A 17,009-nucleotide genomic window follows, 5' to 3' on the forward strand; every position below is an offset into this window, starting at 1 on the left:
GCCGGTGAGCGAAACGCCGCGCGATCCGGATTCCGGCAGCTGGCCGGCCGACAGTGGCGCGCCGGGAACGGGCGACCGCGCGTCGGACGACTCTCCCACGCCCGCCACAGGCTTTCCCGCTCCTTCGCCCTCCTCCCTTGCTCCCGCACCCGCCGGGACTGCCGCGCCCACCTCCGGCTCTCCCGTCTCCTTCCCCTCTCCTCCCGCGCCCGCCGGATCCCTCGCGACCGCCTCAGGTGCTCCCGCGGCCTTCCCCAGCTCTTCCCCCGCGCCCACCTCAGCTGCTCCCGCGTCCTTCCCCGGCTCCTCTCCTCCGCCCATCGGAACTCCTGCGGCCACCGGAACTCCCGCGGCCGCCGAAACTCCTGCGCCCGCCGGAACTCCCGCAAGCGCCGGAACTTCCGCGACCACCTCGGGGTCTTCCGCGTCTTCACCTACCTCCTCTCCTCCCGCAACCGCATTTGGGGCGGGACAAGCCGCGGCGTCGGCGGGTGGGCGGCGGATGTTCGGGCTGGCGCCCGCGGGCGGTGGGGCGCGGCAACGCCGGCGGCGGCAATGGTTCGTGGCGGGAATTTCCCTCGGGGCCGCGATCGTCGTCATCGCGATCTGTGTGGGCGCGCTTGCGGTTGTCGACGCGGTCGACGGCGTACGGGATCAAGCCTCTGACGCCCGCGAGGTTCGGCAATCGCGGGACGACCGCTGTCTCGATCTGGAACGCCGGCTCAACAAGCTCGTCCCGCCGGGGGCGACCGCCGGCCCGACCGCGCGGGCCACCGCCGTCCGGAACGAGAACGCGGCCGTGCGGATCTTCGTGGGTGAGGTGCCGTCGGCCGAGGACCAGGACGACTGGCGTCAACTGCTCGACGCCCGGGCCGTGTTCGCGGACGCTCTCGACCGGCAGTCCAAGACCAGCGCGCCGGCCTTCTACGTCGCGCCGCGCAACGCCGACGGGGAACCGGTCGCCGACGATCTCGTCGAGTCCTCGCCGGCCGGCTGCGCCGGTTCGATCCGGCGGCTCGCCGCGCCGGACCTGTGATTCGTCCTATTTGCACACCTCGACGCGTACGGACCAAGATCCATTAACGCTTTTGATCTTGTCGATGTGATCGGGGTCGAATTTTGTGATCCATACCGCATCCCTGAGCGCGAAACTGTCTGACCCCCGGCGTAACGTGTGCTCCACATCACGGCGGCTGCCAAGGCTCCTCGCTCGTTGACAGCCGGGTCACACAGCAGCCAGTCATGGGGACAGGCACGATCAGGAGATCGAATGACGACGACGGCAACGAGGCCGGGCGCGGGCCGATCGCGCGCGGCCATCACGGCGAAGACGTTGCGCACCGACCGATGGTGGCTTCCGCCGCTGATCACCTTCATCGGCCTCGGGGCCTGGGTCACTTACGCGACCGTCCGCGTGTTCATGCACAAGTGGTATTTCGTCGAGGCGTACCACTACCTCACGCCGTTCTACTCACCCTGCATCACCGATCGGTGCGTTCCCGAGGCGGCGCTGTTCGGCACCCCGCTGCCCAGCTTCTGGCTGATCCCCGAGGCCGCCTTCACGCTGCCCTTCCTGCTGCTGTTCCGGCTGACCTGCTATTACTACCGCAAGGCGTACTACCGCGCCTTCTGGCTCTCGCCGCCGGCCTGCGCCGTCCCCGACGGCCACAGCAAATACTCGGGTGAGACCCGGTTCCCGCTGATCTTCCAGAACGCCCATCGGTACGCCTTCTACGCCGCCGCCATCATCTCGGTGATCAACACGTGGGACGCGATCATCGCCTTCCACAGCCCGGGCGGCGGCTTCGGCTTCGGTCTCGGCAACATCGTCCTGCTCGTCAACGTGGTGATGCTCTGGGCGTACACGCTGTCCTGCCACTCCTGCCGCCACATCGCCGGCGGCCGCCTCAAGCACTTCTCGAAACACCCGGTGCGCTACCGGTTCTGGACCTTCGTGTCCAAGCTGAACACGCGCCACATGCAATTGGCCTGGATCACCCTCGGCACGCTCGCGGTCACCGACTTCTACGTCATGGCCCTGTCCGCCGAATGGTTCTCCGACCTGCGGTTCGTCGGCTAGGGGGCGGCGCGCACACATGAGCACTCGCATCGAACGACACCACTACGACGTCGTCGTCATCGGAGCCGGCGGGGCCGGCCTGCGGGCGGCGATCGAGGCCCGGCTGGCCGGCAAGCGTACGGCGATCATCTCGAAGTCGCTGTTCGGCAAGGCCCACACGGTCATGGCCGAGGGCGGCGCCGCCGCCGCGATGGGCAACGTGAACAGCCGCGACAACTGGATGGTCCACTTCCGCGACACCATGCGCGGCGGCAAGTTCCTGAACAACTTCCGGATGGCCGAGCTGCACGCCAAGGAGGCTCCGGAGCGGATCTGGGAGCTGGAGACGTACGGGGCGCTCTTCGACCGTACGAAGGACGGAAAGATCTCCCAGCGCAACTTCGGCGGTCACGAATATCCGCGGCTGGCGCACGTCGGCGACCGTACGGGCCTCGAGCTGATCCGCACCCTGCAGCAGAAGATCGTCTCGTTGCAGCAGGAGGACTTCGCCGAGACCGGAAGCTACGACTCGCGCATCCGGGTGTTCGCCGAGACGACCATCACCGAGCTGCTGCTCGACGGCGACCGGGTGGCCGGCGCGTTCGGCTACTACCGCGAGTCGGGCGAGTTCATCCTGCTCGAGGCCCCGGCCGTGGTGCTCGCGACCGGCGGCGTCGGCCGCAGCTACAAGGTCACCTCGAACTCGTGGGAGTACACCGGCGACGGGCACGCGCTCGCCCTGCGCTCGGGCGCGACTCTGATCAACATGGAGTTCCTCCAGTTCCACCCGACCGGCATGGTCTGGCCGCCCAGCGTCAAGGGCATCCTGGTCACCGAGTCGGTCCGGGGCGACGGCGGCGTGCTGCGCAACTCCGACGGCAAGCGCTTCATGTTCGACTACGTCCCCGACGTCTTCCGCAAGCAGTACGCGGAGACCGAGGAGGAGGCCGACCGGTGGTACGAGGATCCGGACAACAACCGCAGGCCGCCCGAGCTGCTTCCGCGTGACGAGGTCGCGCGCGCGATCAACTCCGAGGTCAAGGCGGGGCGGGGCACGCCGGCCGGCGGCGTCTACCTCGACGTGTCGACCCGCATGCCGGCCGAGGTGATCACCCGGCGCCTCCCGTCGATGTACCACCAGTTCAAGGAGCTGGCCGATGTCGACATCACCAAGGAGCCGATGGAGGTCGGGCCGACCTGTCACTACGTGATGGGCGGGGTCGAGGTCGACCCCGACTCGGGCGCGGCGCTGGGCACGGTGGCCGGTCTGTTCGCGGCGGGCGAGGTGTCCGGCGGCATGCACGGCTCCAACCGGCTCGGCGGCAACTCGCTCTCCGACCTGCTGGTCTTCGGTAAGCGCGCCGGTGAGCACGCGGCGGCGTACGCCGACTCGCTGACCGCGAAGCCACGGGTGCACACCGCCGACGTCGAAGCCGCTGTCACCACCGCCCTGGCGCCTCTGCAGAGGCAGAGCGGCGAAAACCCGTACACCCTGCAACAAGATCTTCAAGCGGTGATGGGTGACCTGGTCGGCATCATCCGGCGGGCGGGCGAGCTGACCGACGCGCTCAAGCGGTTGCAGGACCTGAAGGCCCGCGTGGCCAATGTGGGCGCGACCGGCGGCCGCCTCTACAACCCCGGCTGGCATCTCGCCCTCGACCTGCGCAACATGCTGGTCGTCTCGGAGTGCACGGCTAAGGCCGCGCTCGAGCGGGAGGAGTCGCGCGGCGGCCACACCCGCGAGGACTTCCCGCAGATGAGCCCGCAGTGGCGGCAGGTCAACCTGGTCTGCTCGCTCGACAAGAGCGGCGACGTGCACCTCGAGCACAAGCCGCTGCCGACCATGCGCGATGAGCTGATCGAGCTCTTCGAGCGCAGTGAGCTGGCCAAATATATGACCGACGAGGAATTGAACCAGCCCGGCGCGGCTCACATCCCCGGCGCCCGGACGGACGCGCAGAGCAAGACGGAGGCGAAGTAATGGGCACGAAGCGCCACTTCCGCGTCTGGCGCGGCGACTCGTCCGGCGGCGACATCCAGGATTTCGACGTCGAGGTCAACGAGGGTGAGGTCGTGCTCGACATCATCCACCGGCTCCAGGCCACGCAGACGCCCGACCTGGCCTGCCGGTGGAACTGCAAGGCCGGCAAGTGCGGCTCCTGCTCGATGGAGATCAACGGCAAGCCGCGGCTTGGCTGCATGACCCGGATGTCCACTTTCGAGGAGGACGAGACGGTCACGATCACGCCGCTGCGGACCTTCCCGGTCATCCGCGACCTGGTCACCGACGTGTCCTTCAACTATGAGAAGGCCCGCGAGACGCCCGCGTTCGCGCCCCCGCCCGGGGTAGCGCCGGGCGACTACCGCATGCAGCAGATCGACGTCGAGCGGAGCCAGGAGTTCCGCAAGTGCATCGAGTGTTACCTCTGCCAGAACACGTGTCACGTCGTCCGCGACCACGAGGAGAACAAGGCCGCGTTCTCCGGCCCGCGCTACTTCATCCGGGCCGCCGAGCTCGACATGCACCCGCTCGACGACCGGACCGACCGCAAGCAGTACGCGCAGGCACACCAGGGCCTCGGCTACTGCAACATCACCAAGTGCTGCACCGAGGTCTGCCCCGAGCACATCAAGATCACCGACAACGCGATCATTCCGATGAAGGAGCGCGTGGTGGACAAACGATACGACCCCCTGGTCTGGCTCGGCCGCAAGATCTTCCGTCGCGACGAGCTGGAGGCCTCCCCGGCGCCGACCACCGACACGACCCACTACTCCAGCGCCCGTCTGCCCGAGGGCGCGCCGGTGCGTGAGGACGGCAAGATGGACGTCTCCGAGATCTCGCTGCCCACGCAGGGTGGCCCGTCACCGTTCGGCGACGACCTGTCGTTCCCGATGGCGCCGGGCACGGTGACCTATCACCCGCCCGCCGACAAGGCGGACTCGGGCTCCGACCCGAACGCCCACTAGTTCTTCGTCAACCAGAGTTCCAAGCCGTCCAGCAGCCGCTCCAGGCCGAAGGCGAACCCTTCGTCCAGGAGCTGCTGCTGGTCACGGCCTTCCACGCCGGCGTGGCGCCGCCATTCGCCGTAGGCGGGATGTTCGGCGGCCATCTTCTCTACATACGGCCGCATCTGGTCGGCCGCACCGGCCATGTCGAGGCCGCTGCGCTTGATTGCCGCATGCGCGGCCGCCTCGGTGGTGGCGGCGCCGATGGCATGCGCGTTGATCATCGCGCTGGCGTGTGACAGCGGCATGCCCGTGAAGCCGGCGCCGGTCAGCAGCATCACGATCCGGTCGCCCATCCGCATCGCGTTCGGTCCCAGAGTCGGATGCGTGCCGAGCAAGCCGATCACCCATGGGTGACGCAACAGGGCGGCACGCATGCCGGTCGCCCACACGGAGACGCCGATCCGCCAGCCGGTGTCGCCGGGTTCCGGGACGTAGATCTCGCCGATCACCTCGTCGACGGCCAGTTCGAGCAGCTCGTCCTTGTTCGCCACGTGCCAGTAGAGCGAGGTCGCGCCCGAGCCCAGCTTGGTGCCGAGGCGGCGCATGCTCAGCCCGGCCGGCCCCTCGGCGTCGAGGATCTCCATGGCCGCGCGGAGGATCTGCTCCCGGCTCAGGGTGGGCTGGCCGTTGCGGGTGCGCGGCGGCCGCAGCCACACGGAGTCGGCGAACTTCGAGGTCATAGCCCCATCCTAAAGCCACTCGCACAGTGTTCGAGTTCGCTGGTACGGTGTGCGAGTCAATCGCACAGTGTTCGAGAACGGGGTTATTCGTGGAGGAACGCAACCCGCGTCGCTGGCTGATCCTCGGCGTGCTCTGCCTGAGTCTGCTGGTGGTCGTCGTCGACAACATGGTGCTCAACATCGCCATCCCGTCGCTGATCCGCGACCTGGGCGCTTCGTCGGCCGACATTCAGTGGATCATCGACGCGTACATCCTGGTCTTCGCCGGCCTGCTGCTCACCGCGGGCGGCCTCTCCGACCGCCACGGCCGCCGCCGCGGGCTGGTCACCGGCCTGATCGTCTTCGGCAGCGCGTCGGTGCTGGCCACGCTCTGCCAGACGCCCGGTCAGCTCATCGCGGTCCGCGGCCTGATGGGCGTGGGCGCCGCGTTCCTCATGCCGGGCACGCTGTCGATCCTCACCACGGTGTTCGACGAGTCCGAGCGCAAGAAGGCCATCGCCATCTGGAGCTCGGTGCTGATGCTCGGCTCGCTCGGCGCGCCCACCCTCGGCGGCCTGCTGCTGGAGCACTTCTGGTGGGGCTCGGTGTTCCTGATGAACGTGCCGATCGCGATCCTCGGCATCGTGGCCGCGCTGGCCATCATCCCGGAATCGCACGGCCGGGCCTCGCGCCCCGACCTGCTCGGCGCGCTCTTCTCCACGATCGGCATGACGGCCCTGGTCTGGGGCATCATCCGGGCGGCGCAGGACGGATGGGCGGCCGCGACCACCGTCGGCGGGTTCGCCGTCGCGGTGGTCGGGCTGGTCGCGTTCGCCCTCTGGGAGCGCCGGGTCGCCGAGCCGATGCTGCCGTTGTCGCTCTTCCGCGACCGCAACTTCGGCGGCGCCAGCCTGTCGATCGTCCTGCTGTCGTTCTCGGCCGGCGGAGTGTTGCTGGCATTGACCCAATACCTTCAGTTCGTTCTGGGGTACGGGCCGATGAAGGCCGGCCTGGCGTTCGTGCCGCTGCTCATCACGGCGGTGATCTTCAACGGCATCGGCGTCGTGGTCGACAAGCGGTTCGGTACGAGGGTGGCCCTGGCGGCCGGGCTGTTGCTGATGGCGGGCGGGTTCGGCGTGCTGGCGTCGCTGTCGCCGGGTGACGGATACGTTCGGCTGGCGATCGCGCTGGTGGTGATCGGCGCGGGCAGCGGCACGGCGGGGCCGGCGGCTTACGGGACACTGCTCGGCGCGCTGCCGCCGGACCGGGTGGGTGTGGGATCGGCCGTGAACGACACGGTGCAGCAGGTGGGTACGGCCTTGAGTGTGGCCGTGCTGGGCAGCGTGCTCACGACGGCCTACCGGAGCGCGATGCCGTCCGACGCGCCCGAGGAGGCGCGCCGTTCCATCGGCGACGCCCTGGGGATCGCGGCCTCGACGGGGGACGCGGCCCTGGCCCGCCTGGCGCAGAACTCCTTCGTCGAGGCCATCTCCACGACGGCCCTGGTCGGAGTGGCCGGCGGCGTGATCGCCGCCGCGGTCGCCGCTTCCGTGCTGCGCCCCCGGCCCGCCCCTGCCTCTCCCTCTTCCCCGCCTCCCCTTTCCTCGGCCCCCTCGTCCCCTCCCTCCTCGTCCCCTCCCTCCTCGTCCTCTTCCCTTCCGTCCTCGTCCTCGTCCTCGTCCTCTCCCTCCTCGTCCTCGGCCTCCTCTTCCTAGGCCTCCTCATCCCCTCCTCCCTTTCCCCGCCTTCCTCTTCCTCGCCCGCCCCTTCCTCGCCTTCCCCCTCCTCGGCCTAGACGCGCCGGACATTTCGGGATCGGTCGGCGACTTCGAGAGTTATCCACAGGGCCGAAACGATCTTCGAACATCCGTACTAAGCTTTGCGCATGACCAGCACCTATCAGCCGTCGATGTTCGATCTCTCCGGCGGCCCGGCCATTGAAGTCGGGCCGCTCGAGGGGCGCCTGAAACGCCACGAGCTCACCGCCGGGGCGTGGGTCGACGTGCTGCCGGGCTGGCTGCAGGGCTCGGGCGAGGTCTTCGAGACACTGCTGGGCATCGACTGGCGCGCCGACCGCCGCCAGATGTACGACTCTGTCGTCGACGTCCCGCGCCTGCTCCGGTGGTACGGCGGCGACGAGGAGCTGCCCCATCCGGCGCTGACCGAGGCCAAGGCCGAGCTCAACCGGTATTACGCCGCCGAGCTCGGCGAGGACTTCGTCACCGCCGGCATGTGCCTCTATCGCGACGGCCGCGACAGCGTCGCCTGGCACGGTGACACGCTCGGCCGCTCGGCCCGCCACGACACCATGGTCGCGATCGTCTCGTTCGGCTCGCCGCGCCACCTCTCATTGCGGCCCCGCGCGGGCGGCCACGAGACCCTGCGGTTCCCGCTCGGCCACGGCGATCTGATCGTCATGGGCGGCTCGTGCCAGCGCACGTGGGAGCACGCGATCCTCAAGACGGCCAAGGCGGTCGGCCCGCGCGTCAGCGTCCAGTTCCGCCCGATCAACGTGGCCTGACGACCACCCGGCGACACCCGGAGCCAGCGGGCTCCCGGGGCGCTGCATCATGCCGGTAAAAGCCGATTGAAACAACATGGAAACAGACGGTTGACGTGCACAGCCAGAAAGTTACACTCCAAGTGTAAATAGTTGACCTTCACTTTCTACACAGGACGGTCGCCGCCCCCTGGGCGCCCGTCTGCACAGGCCACTCTGCCGGTTCGAGCCGAGGTGACCATGTCAACGGATTCGTCAAAGTCCCCGACCGCAAGCTCCGATTCCCCCGCGGATCAAGGGCTCGCGCTCCATCACATAACCGTCCGCTTCGGTGGTCTGCTCGCCCTCGACGACGTGTCGCTCCGGGTGCCGCCCGGGCGCATCGTCGGCATCATCGGTCCCAACGGCGCCGGCAAGACCACCCTGTTCAACGTCATCTGCGGCTTCGTGTCGCCGCAGTCGGGCGCCATCACGCTCGACGGGCGCCCGTTCAAGCCCCGGCCCCATCACCTCAGCGGCCGCGGCATCGCGCGCACCCTCCAGGGCGTCGGCCAGTTCAACGGCATGACCGTCCTCGACAACGTGCTGGTCGGCGCGCGGTCACGCAAGCACGAGGAGGAGGCGTGGGCCGCGCTCGAGCGCTGTGGCGTGGCCGAGCACGCGGCCGCCCTGCCCGCTTCGCTGCCCTATGCCAAGCGCAAGCGGGTCGAGCTGGCCCGCGCCCTGGCCGCCAAGCCGCGCATCCTGATGCTCGACGAGCCGGCCGGTGGGCTGGACGCCGACGAGATCCGCTGGCTGGCCACGCTCATCCAGGAGGCCGGCTGCACGGTCCTGCTGGTCGAGCACCACATGGACCTGGTCATGTCGGTCTGCGACGAGATCCTGGTCCTCGACTTCGGCAAGCCGATCGCCCTTGGCACGCCCGGCGAGATCCGCAACGACGACAAGGTCGCCGAGGCCTATCTGGGAGCGGCCGCGTGAGCGCCCTGCTGGAGGTCGACGGCCTCACCGTGGGCTATGGGGCTGCGCCGGTGCTGCACGACGTCAGTCTCACCGTTCAAGAGGGACAGATCGTCGCCGTGCTGGGCGCCAACGGCGCCGGCAAGACGACTTTGCTTCGGGCGTTGTCGGGGCTGCTGCCGCCGATTAAGGGCCGTGTCGTATTCGACGGCGCCGACCTGCGTGGCGTCAAGGTCGAGCGGCTGGTGCGGCACGGCATCGCCCACGTGCCCGAGGGCCGCGGCGTGGTCACCGAGCTCACCGTCGACGAAAACCTGCGGCTCGGCGGCCTCTGGCGCAAGCCGCAGCCGTCGCTGGCGCCGATCTACGAGCTGTTCCCCCGGCTCGCCGAGCGGCGCTCCCACCTCGGCCATCAGCTTTCCGGCGGTGAGCGGCAGATGCTGGCGATCGGCCGCGCCCTGGCCGCGCAGCCCCGGCTGCTGCTGCTCGACGAGCCGTCGCTGGGTCTGGCCCCGCGGGTCACCAGCCAGATCATGGCGCTGCTGCGCGATCTGCGCGACCGCACCGGGCTGGCGGTGCTGCTGGTCGAGCAGAACGTGCGCAGCGCCCTGTCCATCGCCGACCAGGGCGTCGTGCTGTCGCTGGGCCGCATAGCCGCCCGCGACGACGCCGCGGCGCTCGCCGACGACGCCGATCTCCGGCACGCCTACCTGGGGTTCTGACATGGACCGTTTCCTGTTCCTCACCTTCGACGGGCTCAGTCGCGGCGCCGTCTACGCGGCGTTCGCGCTGGCCCTGGTGCTGATCTGGCGGGCCACCCGGATCGTCAACTTCGCGCAGGGCGCGATGGCGGTGGCCACGGCCTATGTGGCCTATTCGGTGGCCGACGCGACCGGCTCGTACTGGGTCGGGTTCGCTGTGGCGCTCGTCGCCGGGCTGTTGCTCGGCGCCGCCGTCGAGCGGGTCGTGATGCGCTTCGTCGACCATTCGTCGCCGCTCAACGGGGTGGTGGTGGCGCTCGGGCTGGTGCTGATCATCCAGGGCGTCCTGGGCATGGTCTACGGCAACGAGTTCCGGCCGGCCGAGGCGCCGTTCAGCCGGGACGCCTTCAACATCGGTGGCGTGGCGCTGCTCTCGCGCTACGACGTCTTCGTCTTCGCCGCCGTGGGTGCCGTGGTCGTTCTGCTCACGCTGCTGTTCACCCGCACGCCGACCGGCCTGCGGATGCGGGCGGCGGCCTTCGCGCCGGACGTGTCGCGCCTGCTCGGCGTGCCGGTCGGCGGCATGCTCACGCTCGGCTGGGCGCTGGCCGCCGCGGTCGGCTCCCTCGCCGGAATGCTGGTCATCCCGACCGAGCTGGGGCTACACCCGACGGCGATGGACGTGCTGTTCATCTCGGCCTTCACCGCCGCCGTGCTGGGCGGGCTCGACAGCCCGATCGGCGCGGTCATCGGTGGCCTGATCGTCGGCCTCGTCTTGTCGTACATCAGCGGCTACCTCGGCGCCACGGTCGCCCCGATGGCGGTCCTGGGCCTGCTCGTGGTCGTCCTCCTGGGCCGGCCGGACGGCTTGTTCGCCCGATCGAAAGCGAGGACGGCATGACCGCCTGCACCGAGCGGCACCCAGCCGCACCTCGCGACGGCCTCGCCGGCGAGGGCCGGAAGGGCATGCCTAAGGCGGGCTCAGCATGACGGTGCTCCGAGACCGGGTCACCACCCGGATGATCGCGCCGGCGGCTCGGCGGCGGCTCAACCCGTTCCTCATGGTCACTCTCGGCGCGGTGGTGGTGGTCGTGCTGACGTACACGCTGCCGCCGTTCCGGATCTATCAGCTGGCCACGATCGGGGCCTATCTCTGCGTCACCGCCGGGCTGACCGTCCTGACCGGACTCAACGGCCAGCTGTCGCTGGGGCACGGCGCCCTGATGGCCACCGGGGCCTACACGCTGGCGCTCTGGCAGAACAAGTTCAACCTGCTGGCGGTCGGCATCATCGTGGCGATCCTGGTGACCACCGTCGCCGGGCTGGTCATCGGGCTCGCGGCGGCCCGGCTGCGAGGGCCCTATCTGGCTGGGCTCACGCTGGCCGTGGCCGTGGTCGTCCCGTCCATCACCAGCACGTTCGACGAGACGTTCAACAGCGATCAGGGGCTGTCCGTCATCCTCAACCCGCCGCCCGAGTCGATGACCGTCGAGCAGTGGCAGGCCTGGGTCTGCTGGGGTGGCGCCCTGGTCACCGTGCTGGCGCTCGCGCTGATCACGCGCGGCCGGTTCGGGCGGGACATGCGGGCCGTGCGCGACGACGAGACCGCCGCCAAGCTGGCCGGCATCAGCATCGCGCGGACGCAGGTCTGGACCTTCGTGATCTCGGCCGCCTGCGCCGGGCTGGCCGGCGCGCTGTTCGCCGTCCTCGCTCAGAGCGTGTCGCCGGGCGCCTTCCCGCTGACGCTCTCGCTCTTCCTGGTGATGGCGATCGTGATCGGCGGCCTGGGCCGGCTGTCGGGGGCCGTGATCGGCGCCTTCCTGCTGGTGGCGCTGCCCGCCGTCGCTCACGAGATCGGCGAGGCCTCCGGCTCTCAGCGGCTCGAGGGCAACCTCGCCCTCACCTTCTTCGGCGTCGTTCTCGTCGTCGTCATGCTCGCCGCCCCGGGCGGCCTCGCGTCACTGCGACTTCCGCGCTCCTGGCGGGCTCGCCTCAGCAGGAAACCCGCGCACCGAGCGGGCTCGTAACCCCCGAAATCCCTGAGATCTGCGCTCAGAAAGGCCGATGATGAAACGCACCACCGCGATCGTCCTCGCCGCCCTGCTGCTGGTTGCGGCCGGTTGCAGCAACGGGGACGACAGTAATGGCAGCAGTGGCGGCGGAAACACGCCGGGAGTGACCGACACCGAGATCGTGGTGGGCACGCACATGCCGCTCACCGGCCCGGCCGCCGCCGGGTACTCCAAGATCGCGCCGGCCACCAAGGCCTACTTCGACTACGTCAACGCGAACGGCGGCATCCACGGCCGCAAGATCACTTACAAGATCATGGACGACGGCTACAACCCGGCCAACACCCAGCAGGTCGTACGTCAACTGGTGCTGCAGGACAAGGTCTTCGCGATCCTGAACGGCCTCGGCACCCCGACTCACACCGGCGTGCTCGACTTCCTCAAGACCAACCGGGTGCCCGACCTCTTCGTGGCCAGCGGCAGCCGCAGCTGGAACCAGCCCGACAAATATCCGGGCACCTTCGGCTTCAACCCCGACTACACCGTCGAGGGCAAGATCCTGGCCACGTACGTCAAGGAGAACCACGCCGGCAAGAAGGTGTGCTTCCTCGGCCAGGACGACGACTTCGGCCGGGACAGCCTGGCCGGCATCGAGAAGGTGCTCGGCGCGGTCGCGGCCAAGCAGTCCTACGTGACGACCAACCCGAACGTCGGACCTCAGGTCGGCGCGCTCAAGGCGGCCGGCTGCCAGGTGGTCATGCTGGCCACGGTGCCCGGCTTCACCGCGCTCACCATCGGCACCGGCGCCAAGCTCGGGTTCAAGCCGCAGTACGTGGTGAGCAACGTCGGCTCCGACCCGACCACGCTGGCCAAGACGCTCGGCGCGGCCGCGCCGCTGCTCGAGGGTGTCGTGGCGGCGAACTACCTGCCGCTGGCCAACGACGACGCCAACCCGTGGATCCAGCTCTACACCAAGGTCAACAAGGAGTACAACGGCGGCGCCGAGTTCGACAACAACGTCGTGTACGGCATGTCCGTGGCGTACCTGTTCGTCCAGTCGCTCCAGGCGGCCGGCAAGGATCTGACCCGCGAGGGCATCATCGCCGCCGTGCAGAAGGGCGGCTTCACCGGGCCGGGCCTGGTGCCGGTGCGCTACTCGGACAAGGACCACTCCGGGTACGCCGGTCAGCAGCTCACCAAGATCGCCGGCGGCAAGGCCCAGTTCTTCGGCAAGCCGTACCGCACCGACGACGGCGACGGAGCGGTGGAGGTCTATGAAGCACCCGCGGTGACCCCGCCGCAGAACGGCATCCCCGCTGCCTAAGGTTGGCGGCGACGGCAACTGCTAATTAGTGTCTGCACGAGTAGTGCAAATAGAGAAACTGAGGAGCGGCGATGGCGGACCAAGTGGCGATCGTGACCGGAGCCAGCAGGGGAATCGGGTTCGCCATCGCGCAACGCTTCGTGGCCGACGGATACAAGGTGTGCATCACGGGCCGGGACGCGGAAGCGCTCGACACCGCCGCCAAGGATCTGGGCGGGCCCGACGTGGCGATCGGGGTGGCCGGCAAGGGTGACGACCCCGATCACCGGGCCGCCGTGATCGACACCGTGCTCGGGCAGTTCGGGCCGGTCACCACGCTGGTCAACAACATCGGGATCAACCCGGTGTACGGGCCGCTCGGCACGATCGACCTGAACGCGGCCCGGAAGATCTTCGAGGTGAACGTCATCGGCACGCTCGGCTGGGTGCAGGAGGCTCTGCGCGGCGGGCTGTCCGAGGGCGGGGCGGTCGTCAACATCTCGTCGGTCTCCGGCGTCCGCCCGTCGCCGGGCATCGCGTTCTACGGGGTCACCAAGGCCGCGCTGATCCACCTGACCGAGGAGCTGGCCGTCGAGCTGGCGCCCAAGGTCCGGGTCAACGCGGTCGCCCCGGCCGTGGTCAAGACCAGGTTCGCGTCGGCGCTGTACGACGGTCGCGAGGAGAAGGTCGCGGCCGCCTATCCGCTGGCCCGGCTCGGCGTGCCGGAGGACGTGGCCGGCGCGGTCGCCTTCCTCTGCTCGCCCGACTCGGCCTGGATCACCGGGCAGACGGTCGTCATCGACGGCGGCGTGACGCTGACCGGGAGCGTCCAGTGAAACGAGTCGTGGTCACCGGCGCCGGTGGCGGCATCGGCGCCGCCCTGGCCCGCCGGTTCGCCGCCGACGGGGCCGAGGTGATCGTCAACGACCTCGACCCGGACGCCGCCCAGGCGGTCGCGAGCGAGATCGGCGGCCTGGCCGTCGCCGGCGACGCCGCGAACGAGGACGACACCCGCAACCTGATCGAGACCGCGTGGGCCGAGCTGGGCGGGATCGACCTGTTCTGCGCCAACGCGGGCGTGCTGACGGCCGGCGACCAGAGCACGCCGGACGAGGTGTGGCTGCGCGACTTCAACGTCAACGTGATGTCGCACGTCTACGTCACCCGGGCCCTGCTGCCCCGGTGGCTCGACCAGGGCGAACCCAAGCGTTTGGTGATCACGGTGAGCGCCGCCGGCCTCCTGTCGCTGTTGGGCAGCGCGCCCTACGCGGTGACCAAGCACGCCGCCCTGGCCTACGCCGAGTGGCTGCGCGCCACGTACTCCCATCGCGGCGTGACCGTGCAGGCCCTGTGCCCGCAGGGCGTGCGCACCGACATGCTGACCCGTGGAAGCGAGCGCGGCAGCGCCAGCGCCGCCCTGCTCGCCGAGAGCGCCATGGAGCCGGCCGAGGTCGCGACGATCGTGGCCGAGGCGCTGAAAGGCGACAGCTTCCTGATCCTTCCCCATCCCGAGGTGGCCGAGTTCTATCGTCTACGGGCCAACGACACCGATCGCTGGCTCGGGGGCATGAACAAGATGCAGAGGGCCTTCGAAGGGAGCAGCCGGTGAAAGGACTCGACCTCGAACGTCTGCGGGGATACCTGGGATCGGAGAAGGAGCTCACCGGGCGGATGTTCGCCGGCGGGCGCTCCAATCTGACGTACGCGGTGACCGACGGCGAGAACCGCTGGGTGCTGCGCCGACCGCCCTTGGGGCACGTGCTGCCGACCGCGCACGACATGGCGCGGGAGCACCGCGTGCTGGAGGCGTTGTCCAAGGCCGGCTTTCCGGCGCCGCGGCCGGTGCTGTTCTGCTCCGACACCGAGGTCATCGGGGCGCCGTTCTACCTGATGGAGCACGTCGACGGGCGGATCTACCGCGACGTCGCCGACCTCCAGGCGCTCGGCCCCGAGGCGATGCGCGGCCTGGTCCTGTCGCTCGTGGACACCCTGGCCGATCTGCACGGCCTCGATCCGTACGCCATCGGTCTCGGTGACTTCGGGAAGCCGGAAGGTTTCAACGCGCGCCAGGTGAACCGGTGGAAGAAGCAGCTCGACGCGTCGCGCAGCCGCGACGTGGCCGGCATCGACGAGCTGCACGCCCGGCTCGCGGTGGACATCCCGGCCGGCGGCCCGGGTGCCGTGGTGCACGGCGACTTCCGGCTGGACAACGTGCTGATCGGCGACAACCTGGGCGTCAACGCGGTGCTCGACTGGGAGATGTCCACGCTCGGCGACCCGCTCAGCGATGTCGCGCTGATGATCACCTACGCCGGGCTGCCGCTGAACACCGGTGGCGACGGCCGGCCGACCGCGCCGCTGAGAGTGCCCGGCCATCCGACGATCGCCGAGCTGGGTGCCCGCTACGCGGAGCGCAGTGGGCGCGATGTGAGTGATCTCCACTGGTATGTGGGATTCGCCGCTTTCAAGCTCGCGGTGATCCTCGAGGGTGTGCATTACCGCTACGTTCAGGGCCAGACCGTGGGTGAGGGCTTCGAGACGATCGGCAACCTTGTCGGCCCGCTGGTCATGCGGGGCCACGAGGCGCTGGAGGGACACTGATGGACTTCGGCTTCGACGCTCAGACCGAGGACTACCGCAAAAGGCTGCTCGCCTTCATGGACGAGCACGTCTACCCGGCCGAGGCGGGCTATCACAGCGGCGACGGCTGGGAGCCGCCGCCGATTCTGGAAACCCTCAAGGCCGCGGCGAAAAGCGCCGGCCTGTGGAACCTCTTCCTCCCCGGCGAGCACGGCGCCGGGCTGACCAACCTTCAGTACGCCCCGCTGGCCGAGATCACCGGCCGCAGTCCGGCCATCGCGCCGGCCGCGCTGAACTGCGCGGCGCCGGACACCGGCAACATGGAGGTGCTCGCCGAGTTCGGCAGCGACGAGCAGAAGAGGCAGTGGCTGACGCCGCTGCTCGACGGCACGATCCGGTCGGCCTTCGCGATGACCGAGCCGCAGGTCGCCTCGTCGGACGCCACGAACATCGGCACCCGCATCGAGCGCGACGGCGACGAGTACGTCATCAACGGCCACAAGTTCTACATCACCGGCGCCATGAACCCGAACTGCCGGATCTTCATCGTGATGGGCAAGACCGACCCCGAAGCGGCCCGGCACGTGCAGCAGAGCCAGGTGCTGGTCCCCCGGGACACACCCGGCCTCACGGTCAAGCGCGGCATGACGGTGTTCGGCTACAGCGACGGCGACCACGGCGGCCACGCCGAGCTGATCTTCGACAACGTTCGGGTGCCGGTGAGCAACCTGATCGGCGAGGAGGGCGGCGGCTTCGCCATCTCGCAGGCGCGCCTCGGCCCCGGCCGCATCCACCACTGCATGCGCCTGATCGGCATGGCCGAGCGGGCGCTCGAGCTGATGTGCCGGCGGGCGCTGACCCGCACGCCGTTCGGCAAGCCGCTGGCCGAGCAGGGGGTGATCCAGGACTGGATCGCCGAGTCGCGGGTGCGCATCGAGCAGGCTCGCCTGCTGGTGCTGAAGGCCGCGTGGCTGATGGACACGGTCGGCAACAAGGGTGCGCACACCGAGATCCAGGCCATCAAAATCATCGTGCCGTCGACCGTCGAGTGGATCGTCGACAAGGCCATCCAGGCCCACGGCGCCGCCGGCACGAGCCAGGACACGCCGCTCGCGGCTCTGTGGGTGGCCGCGCGTACGCTGCGCCTGGCCGACGGGCCCGACGAGGTCCACAAGCGCTCCCTGGCCCGACGGGAGCTGAACCGCTACCGGAGCGCCACGTGA

At 69.4% G+C, this 17,009-nt stretch carries 16 protein-coding genes; 15 read left to right on the forward strand and 1 reads right to left on the reverse strand.

What is annotated here, in order from left to right; genetic code table 11:
• The first annotated feature begins 502 nt into the window (after positions 1–502).
• The 4 genes from ACQP2X_RS45285 (at position 503) to ACQP2X_RS45300 (ending at position 5,029) form a co-directional block, all read left to right on the forward strand.
• Positions 503–1,036: a hypothetical protein gene (locus ACQP2X_RS45285; protein ID WP_498692354.1), complete on the forward strand. Its 534-nt coding sequence runs from the start codon at positions 503–505 to the stop codon at positions 1,034–1,036.
• A 234-nt stretch (positions 1,037–1,270) separates the two neighbouring features.
• Positions 1,271–2,080: a succinate dehydrogenase subunit SdhC gene (gene sdhC, locus ACQP2X_RS45290; RefSeq protein ID WP_498692355.1), complete on the forward strand. Its 810-nt coding sequence runs from the start codon at positions 1,271–1,273 to the stop codon at positions 2,078–2,080.
• A 16-nt stretch (positions 2,081–2,096) separates the two neighbouring features.
• Positions 2,097–4,040 (forward strand): fumarate reductase/succinate dehydrogenase flavoprotein subunit, encoded by a 1,944-nt coding sequence (locus tag ACQP2X_RS45295; protein WP_498692356.1) that lies wholly within the window; start codon positions 2,097–2,099, stop codon positions 4,038–4,040.
• Positions 4,040–5,029 carry a succinate dehydrogenase/fumarate reductase iron-sulfur subunit gene (locus ACQP2X_RS45300; protein ID WP_498692357.1) on the forward strand — a complete coding sequence of 330 codons (990 nt, stop codon included), beginning with the start codon at positions 4,040–4,042 and terminating at the stop codon, positions 5,027–5,029. Before ACQP2X_RS45295 ends, ACQP2X_RS45300 begins: the two co-directional genes overlap by 1 nt.
• On the opposite strand, the gene ACQP2X_RS45305 is transcribed toward ACQP2X_RS45300, so the two are convergent.
• Positions 5,026–5,751: a TetR/AcrR family transcriptional regulator gene (locus ACQP2X_RS45305; RefSeq protein ID WP_498692358.1), complete on the reverse strand. Its 726-nt coding sequence runs from the start codon at positions 5,749–5,751 to the stop codon at positions 5,026–5,028. The two genes, ACQP2X_RS45300 and ACQP2X_RS45305, sit on opposite strands and share 4 nt — an antisense overlap.
• An 89-nt stretch (positions 5,752–5,840) precedes the next feature.
• On the opposite strand from ACQP2X_RS45305, the gene ACQP2X_RS45310 reads away from it, so the two are divergent.
• From ACQP2X_RS45310 to ACQP2X_RS45360, 11 genes are all read left to right on the forward strand, one after another.
• Entirely contained in the window at positions 5,841–7,445 is a 1,605-nt protein-coding gene (locus ACQP2X_RS45310) for an MFS transporter (protein ID WP_498692359.1), read from the forward strand.
• A gap of 170 nt (positions 7,446–7,615) precedes the next feature.
• Positions 7,616–8,251, forward strand: coding sequence for an alpha-ketoglutarate-dependent dioxygenase AlkB (locus ACQP2X_RS45315; RefSeq protein ID WP_498692360.1), 636 nt, complete (start codon positions 7,616–7,618; stop codon positions 8,249–8,251).
• 219 nt (positions 8,252–8,470) lie between these two features.
• The gene (locus ACQP2X_RS45320; RefSeq protein ID WP_498692361.1) at positions 8,471–9,211 is read left to right on the forward strand and encodes an ABC transporter ATP-binding protein; all 741 of its coding nucleotides are present in this window, start codon (positions 8,471–8,473) and stop codon (positions 9,209–9,211) included.
• Complete coding sequence (locus ACQP2X_RS45325) at positions 9,208–9,912, forward strand: ABC transporter ATP-binding protein (RefSeq protein ID WP_498692362.1); 705 nt, start codon at positions 9,208–9,210, stop codon at positions 9,910–9,912. The genes ACQP2X_RS45320 and ACQP2X_RS45325 overlap by 4 nt, the downstream gene beginning before the upstream one ends.
• Position 9,913: 1 nt before the next feature.
• A complete protein-coding gene (locus tag ACQP2X_RS45330; RefSeq protein ID WP_498692363.1) occupies positions 9,914–10,792 on the forward strand; it encodes a branched-chain amino acid ABC transporter permease in 879 nt (292 codons plus the stop codon).
• 85 nt (positions 10,793–10,877) lie between these two features.
• Complete coding sequence (locus ACQP2X_RS45335; protein WP_498692364.1) at positions 10,878–11,918, forward strand: branched-chain amino acid ABC transporter permease; 1,041 nt, start codon at positions 10,878–10,880, stop codon at positions 11,916–11,918.
• 40 nt (positions 11,919–11,958) lie between these two features.
• Entirely contained in the window at positions 11,959–13,227 is a 1,269-nt protein-coding gene (locus tag ACQP2X_RS45340; RefSeq protein WP_498701261.1) for an ABC transporter substrate-binding protein, read from the forward strand.
• Positions 13,228–13,298: 71 nt separating this feature from the next.
• The gene (locus tag ACQP2X_RS45345) at positions 13,299–14,042 is read left to right on the forward strand and encodes an SDR family oxidoreductase (RefSeq protein WP_498692365.1); all 744 of its coding nucleotides are present in this window, start codon (positions 13,299–13,301) and stop codon (positions 14,040–14,042) included.
• Positions 14,039–14,815, forward strand: coding sequence for an SDR family oxidoreductase (locus ACQP2X_RS45350; protein ID WP_498692366.1), 777 nt, complete (start codon positions 14,039–14,041; stop codon positions 14,813–14,815). Before ACQP2X_RS45345 ends, ACQP2X_RS45350 begins: the two co-directional genes overlap by 4 nt.
• Entirely contained in the window at positions 14,812–15,807 is a 996-nt protein-coding gene (locus ACQP2X_RS45355; RefSeq protein ID WP_498692367.1) for a phosphotransferase family protein, read from the forward strand. The genes ACQP2X_RS45350 and ACQP2X_RS45355 overlap by 4 nt, the downstream gene beginning before the upstream one ends.
• Entirely contained in the window at positions 15,807–17,009 is a 1,203-nt protein-coding gene (locus ACQP2X_RS45360; protein WP_498692368.1) for an acyl-CoA dehydrogenase family protein, read from the forward strand. The genes ACQP2X_RS45355 and ACQP2X_RS45360 overlap by 1 nt, the downstream gene beginning before the upstream one ends.

It is taken from the genome of Actinoplanes sp. CA-131856, assembly GCF_050956135.1.
Lineage (GTDB): Bacteria > Actinomycetota > Actinomycetes > Mycobacteriales > Micromonosporaceae > Actinoplanes.

Bases quoted from the DNA above. Each gene is read 5' to 3' on its own strand.
- ACQP2X_RS45330 (WP_498692363.1), top strand. From the start codon at position 9,914: ATGGACCGTTTCCTGTTCCTCACCTTCGACGGGCTCAGTCGCGGCGCC.
- ACQP2X_RS45295 (WP_498692356.1), top strand. From the start codon at position 2,097: ATGAGCACTCGCATCGAACGACACCACTACGACGTCGTCGTCATCGGA.
- ACQP2X_RS45305 (WP_498692358.1), bottom strand. From the start codon at position 5,751: ATGACCTCGAAGTTCGCCGACTCCGTGTGGCTGCGGCCGCCGCGCACC.
- ACQP2X_RS45300 (WP_498692357.1), top strand. From the start codon at position 4,040: ATGGGCACGAAGCGCCACTTCCGCGTCTGGCGCGGCGACTCGTCCGGC.
- sdhC (WP_498692355.1), top strand. From the start codon at position 1,271: ATGACGACGACGGCAACGAGGCCGGGCGCGGGCCGATCGCGCGCGGCC.
- ACQP2X_RS45335 (WP_498692364.1), top strand. From the start codon at position 10,878: ATGACGGTGCTCCGAGACCGGGTCACCACCCGGATGATCGCGCCGGCG.
- ACQP2X_RS45340 (WP_498701261.1), top strand. From the start codon at position 11,959: ATGAAACGCACCACCGCGATCGTCCTCGCCGCCCTGCTGCTGGTTGCG.
- ACQP2X_RS45360 (WP_498692368.1), top strand. From the start codon at position 15,807: ATGGACTTCGGCTTCGACGCTCAGACCGAGGACTACCGCAAAAGGCTG.
- ACQP2X_RS45320 (WP_498692361.1), top strand. From the start codon at position 8,471: ATGTCAACGGATTCGTCAAAGTCCCCGACCGCAAGCTCCGATTCCCCC.
- ACQP2X_RS45315 (WP_498692360.1), top strand. From the start codon at position 7,616: ATGACCAGCACCTATCAGCCGTCGATGTTCGATCTCTCCGGCGGCCCG.
- ACQP2X_RS45345 (WP_498692365.1), top strand. From the start codon at position 13,299: ATGGCGGACCAAGTGGCGATCGTGACCGGAGCCAGCAGGGGAATCGGG.
- ACQP2X_RS45285 (WP_498692354.1), top strand. From the start codon at position 503: ATGTTCGGGCTGGCGCCCGCGGGCGGTGGGGCGCGGCAACGCCGGCGG.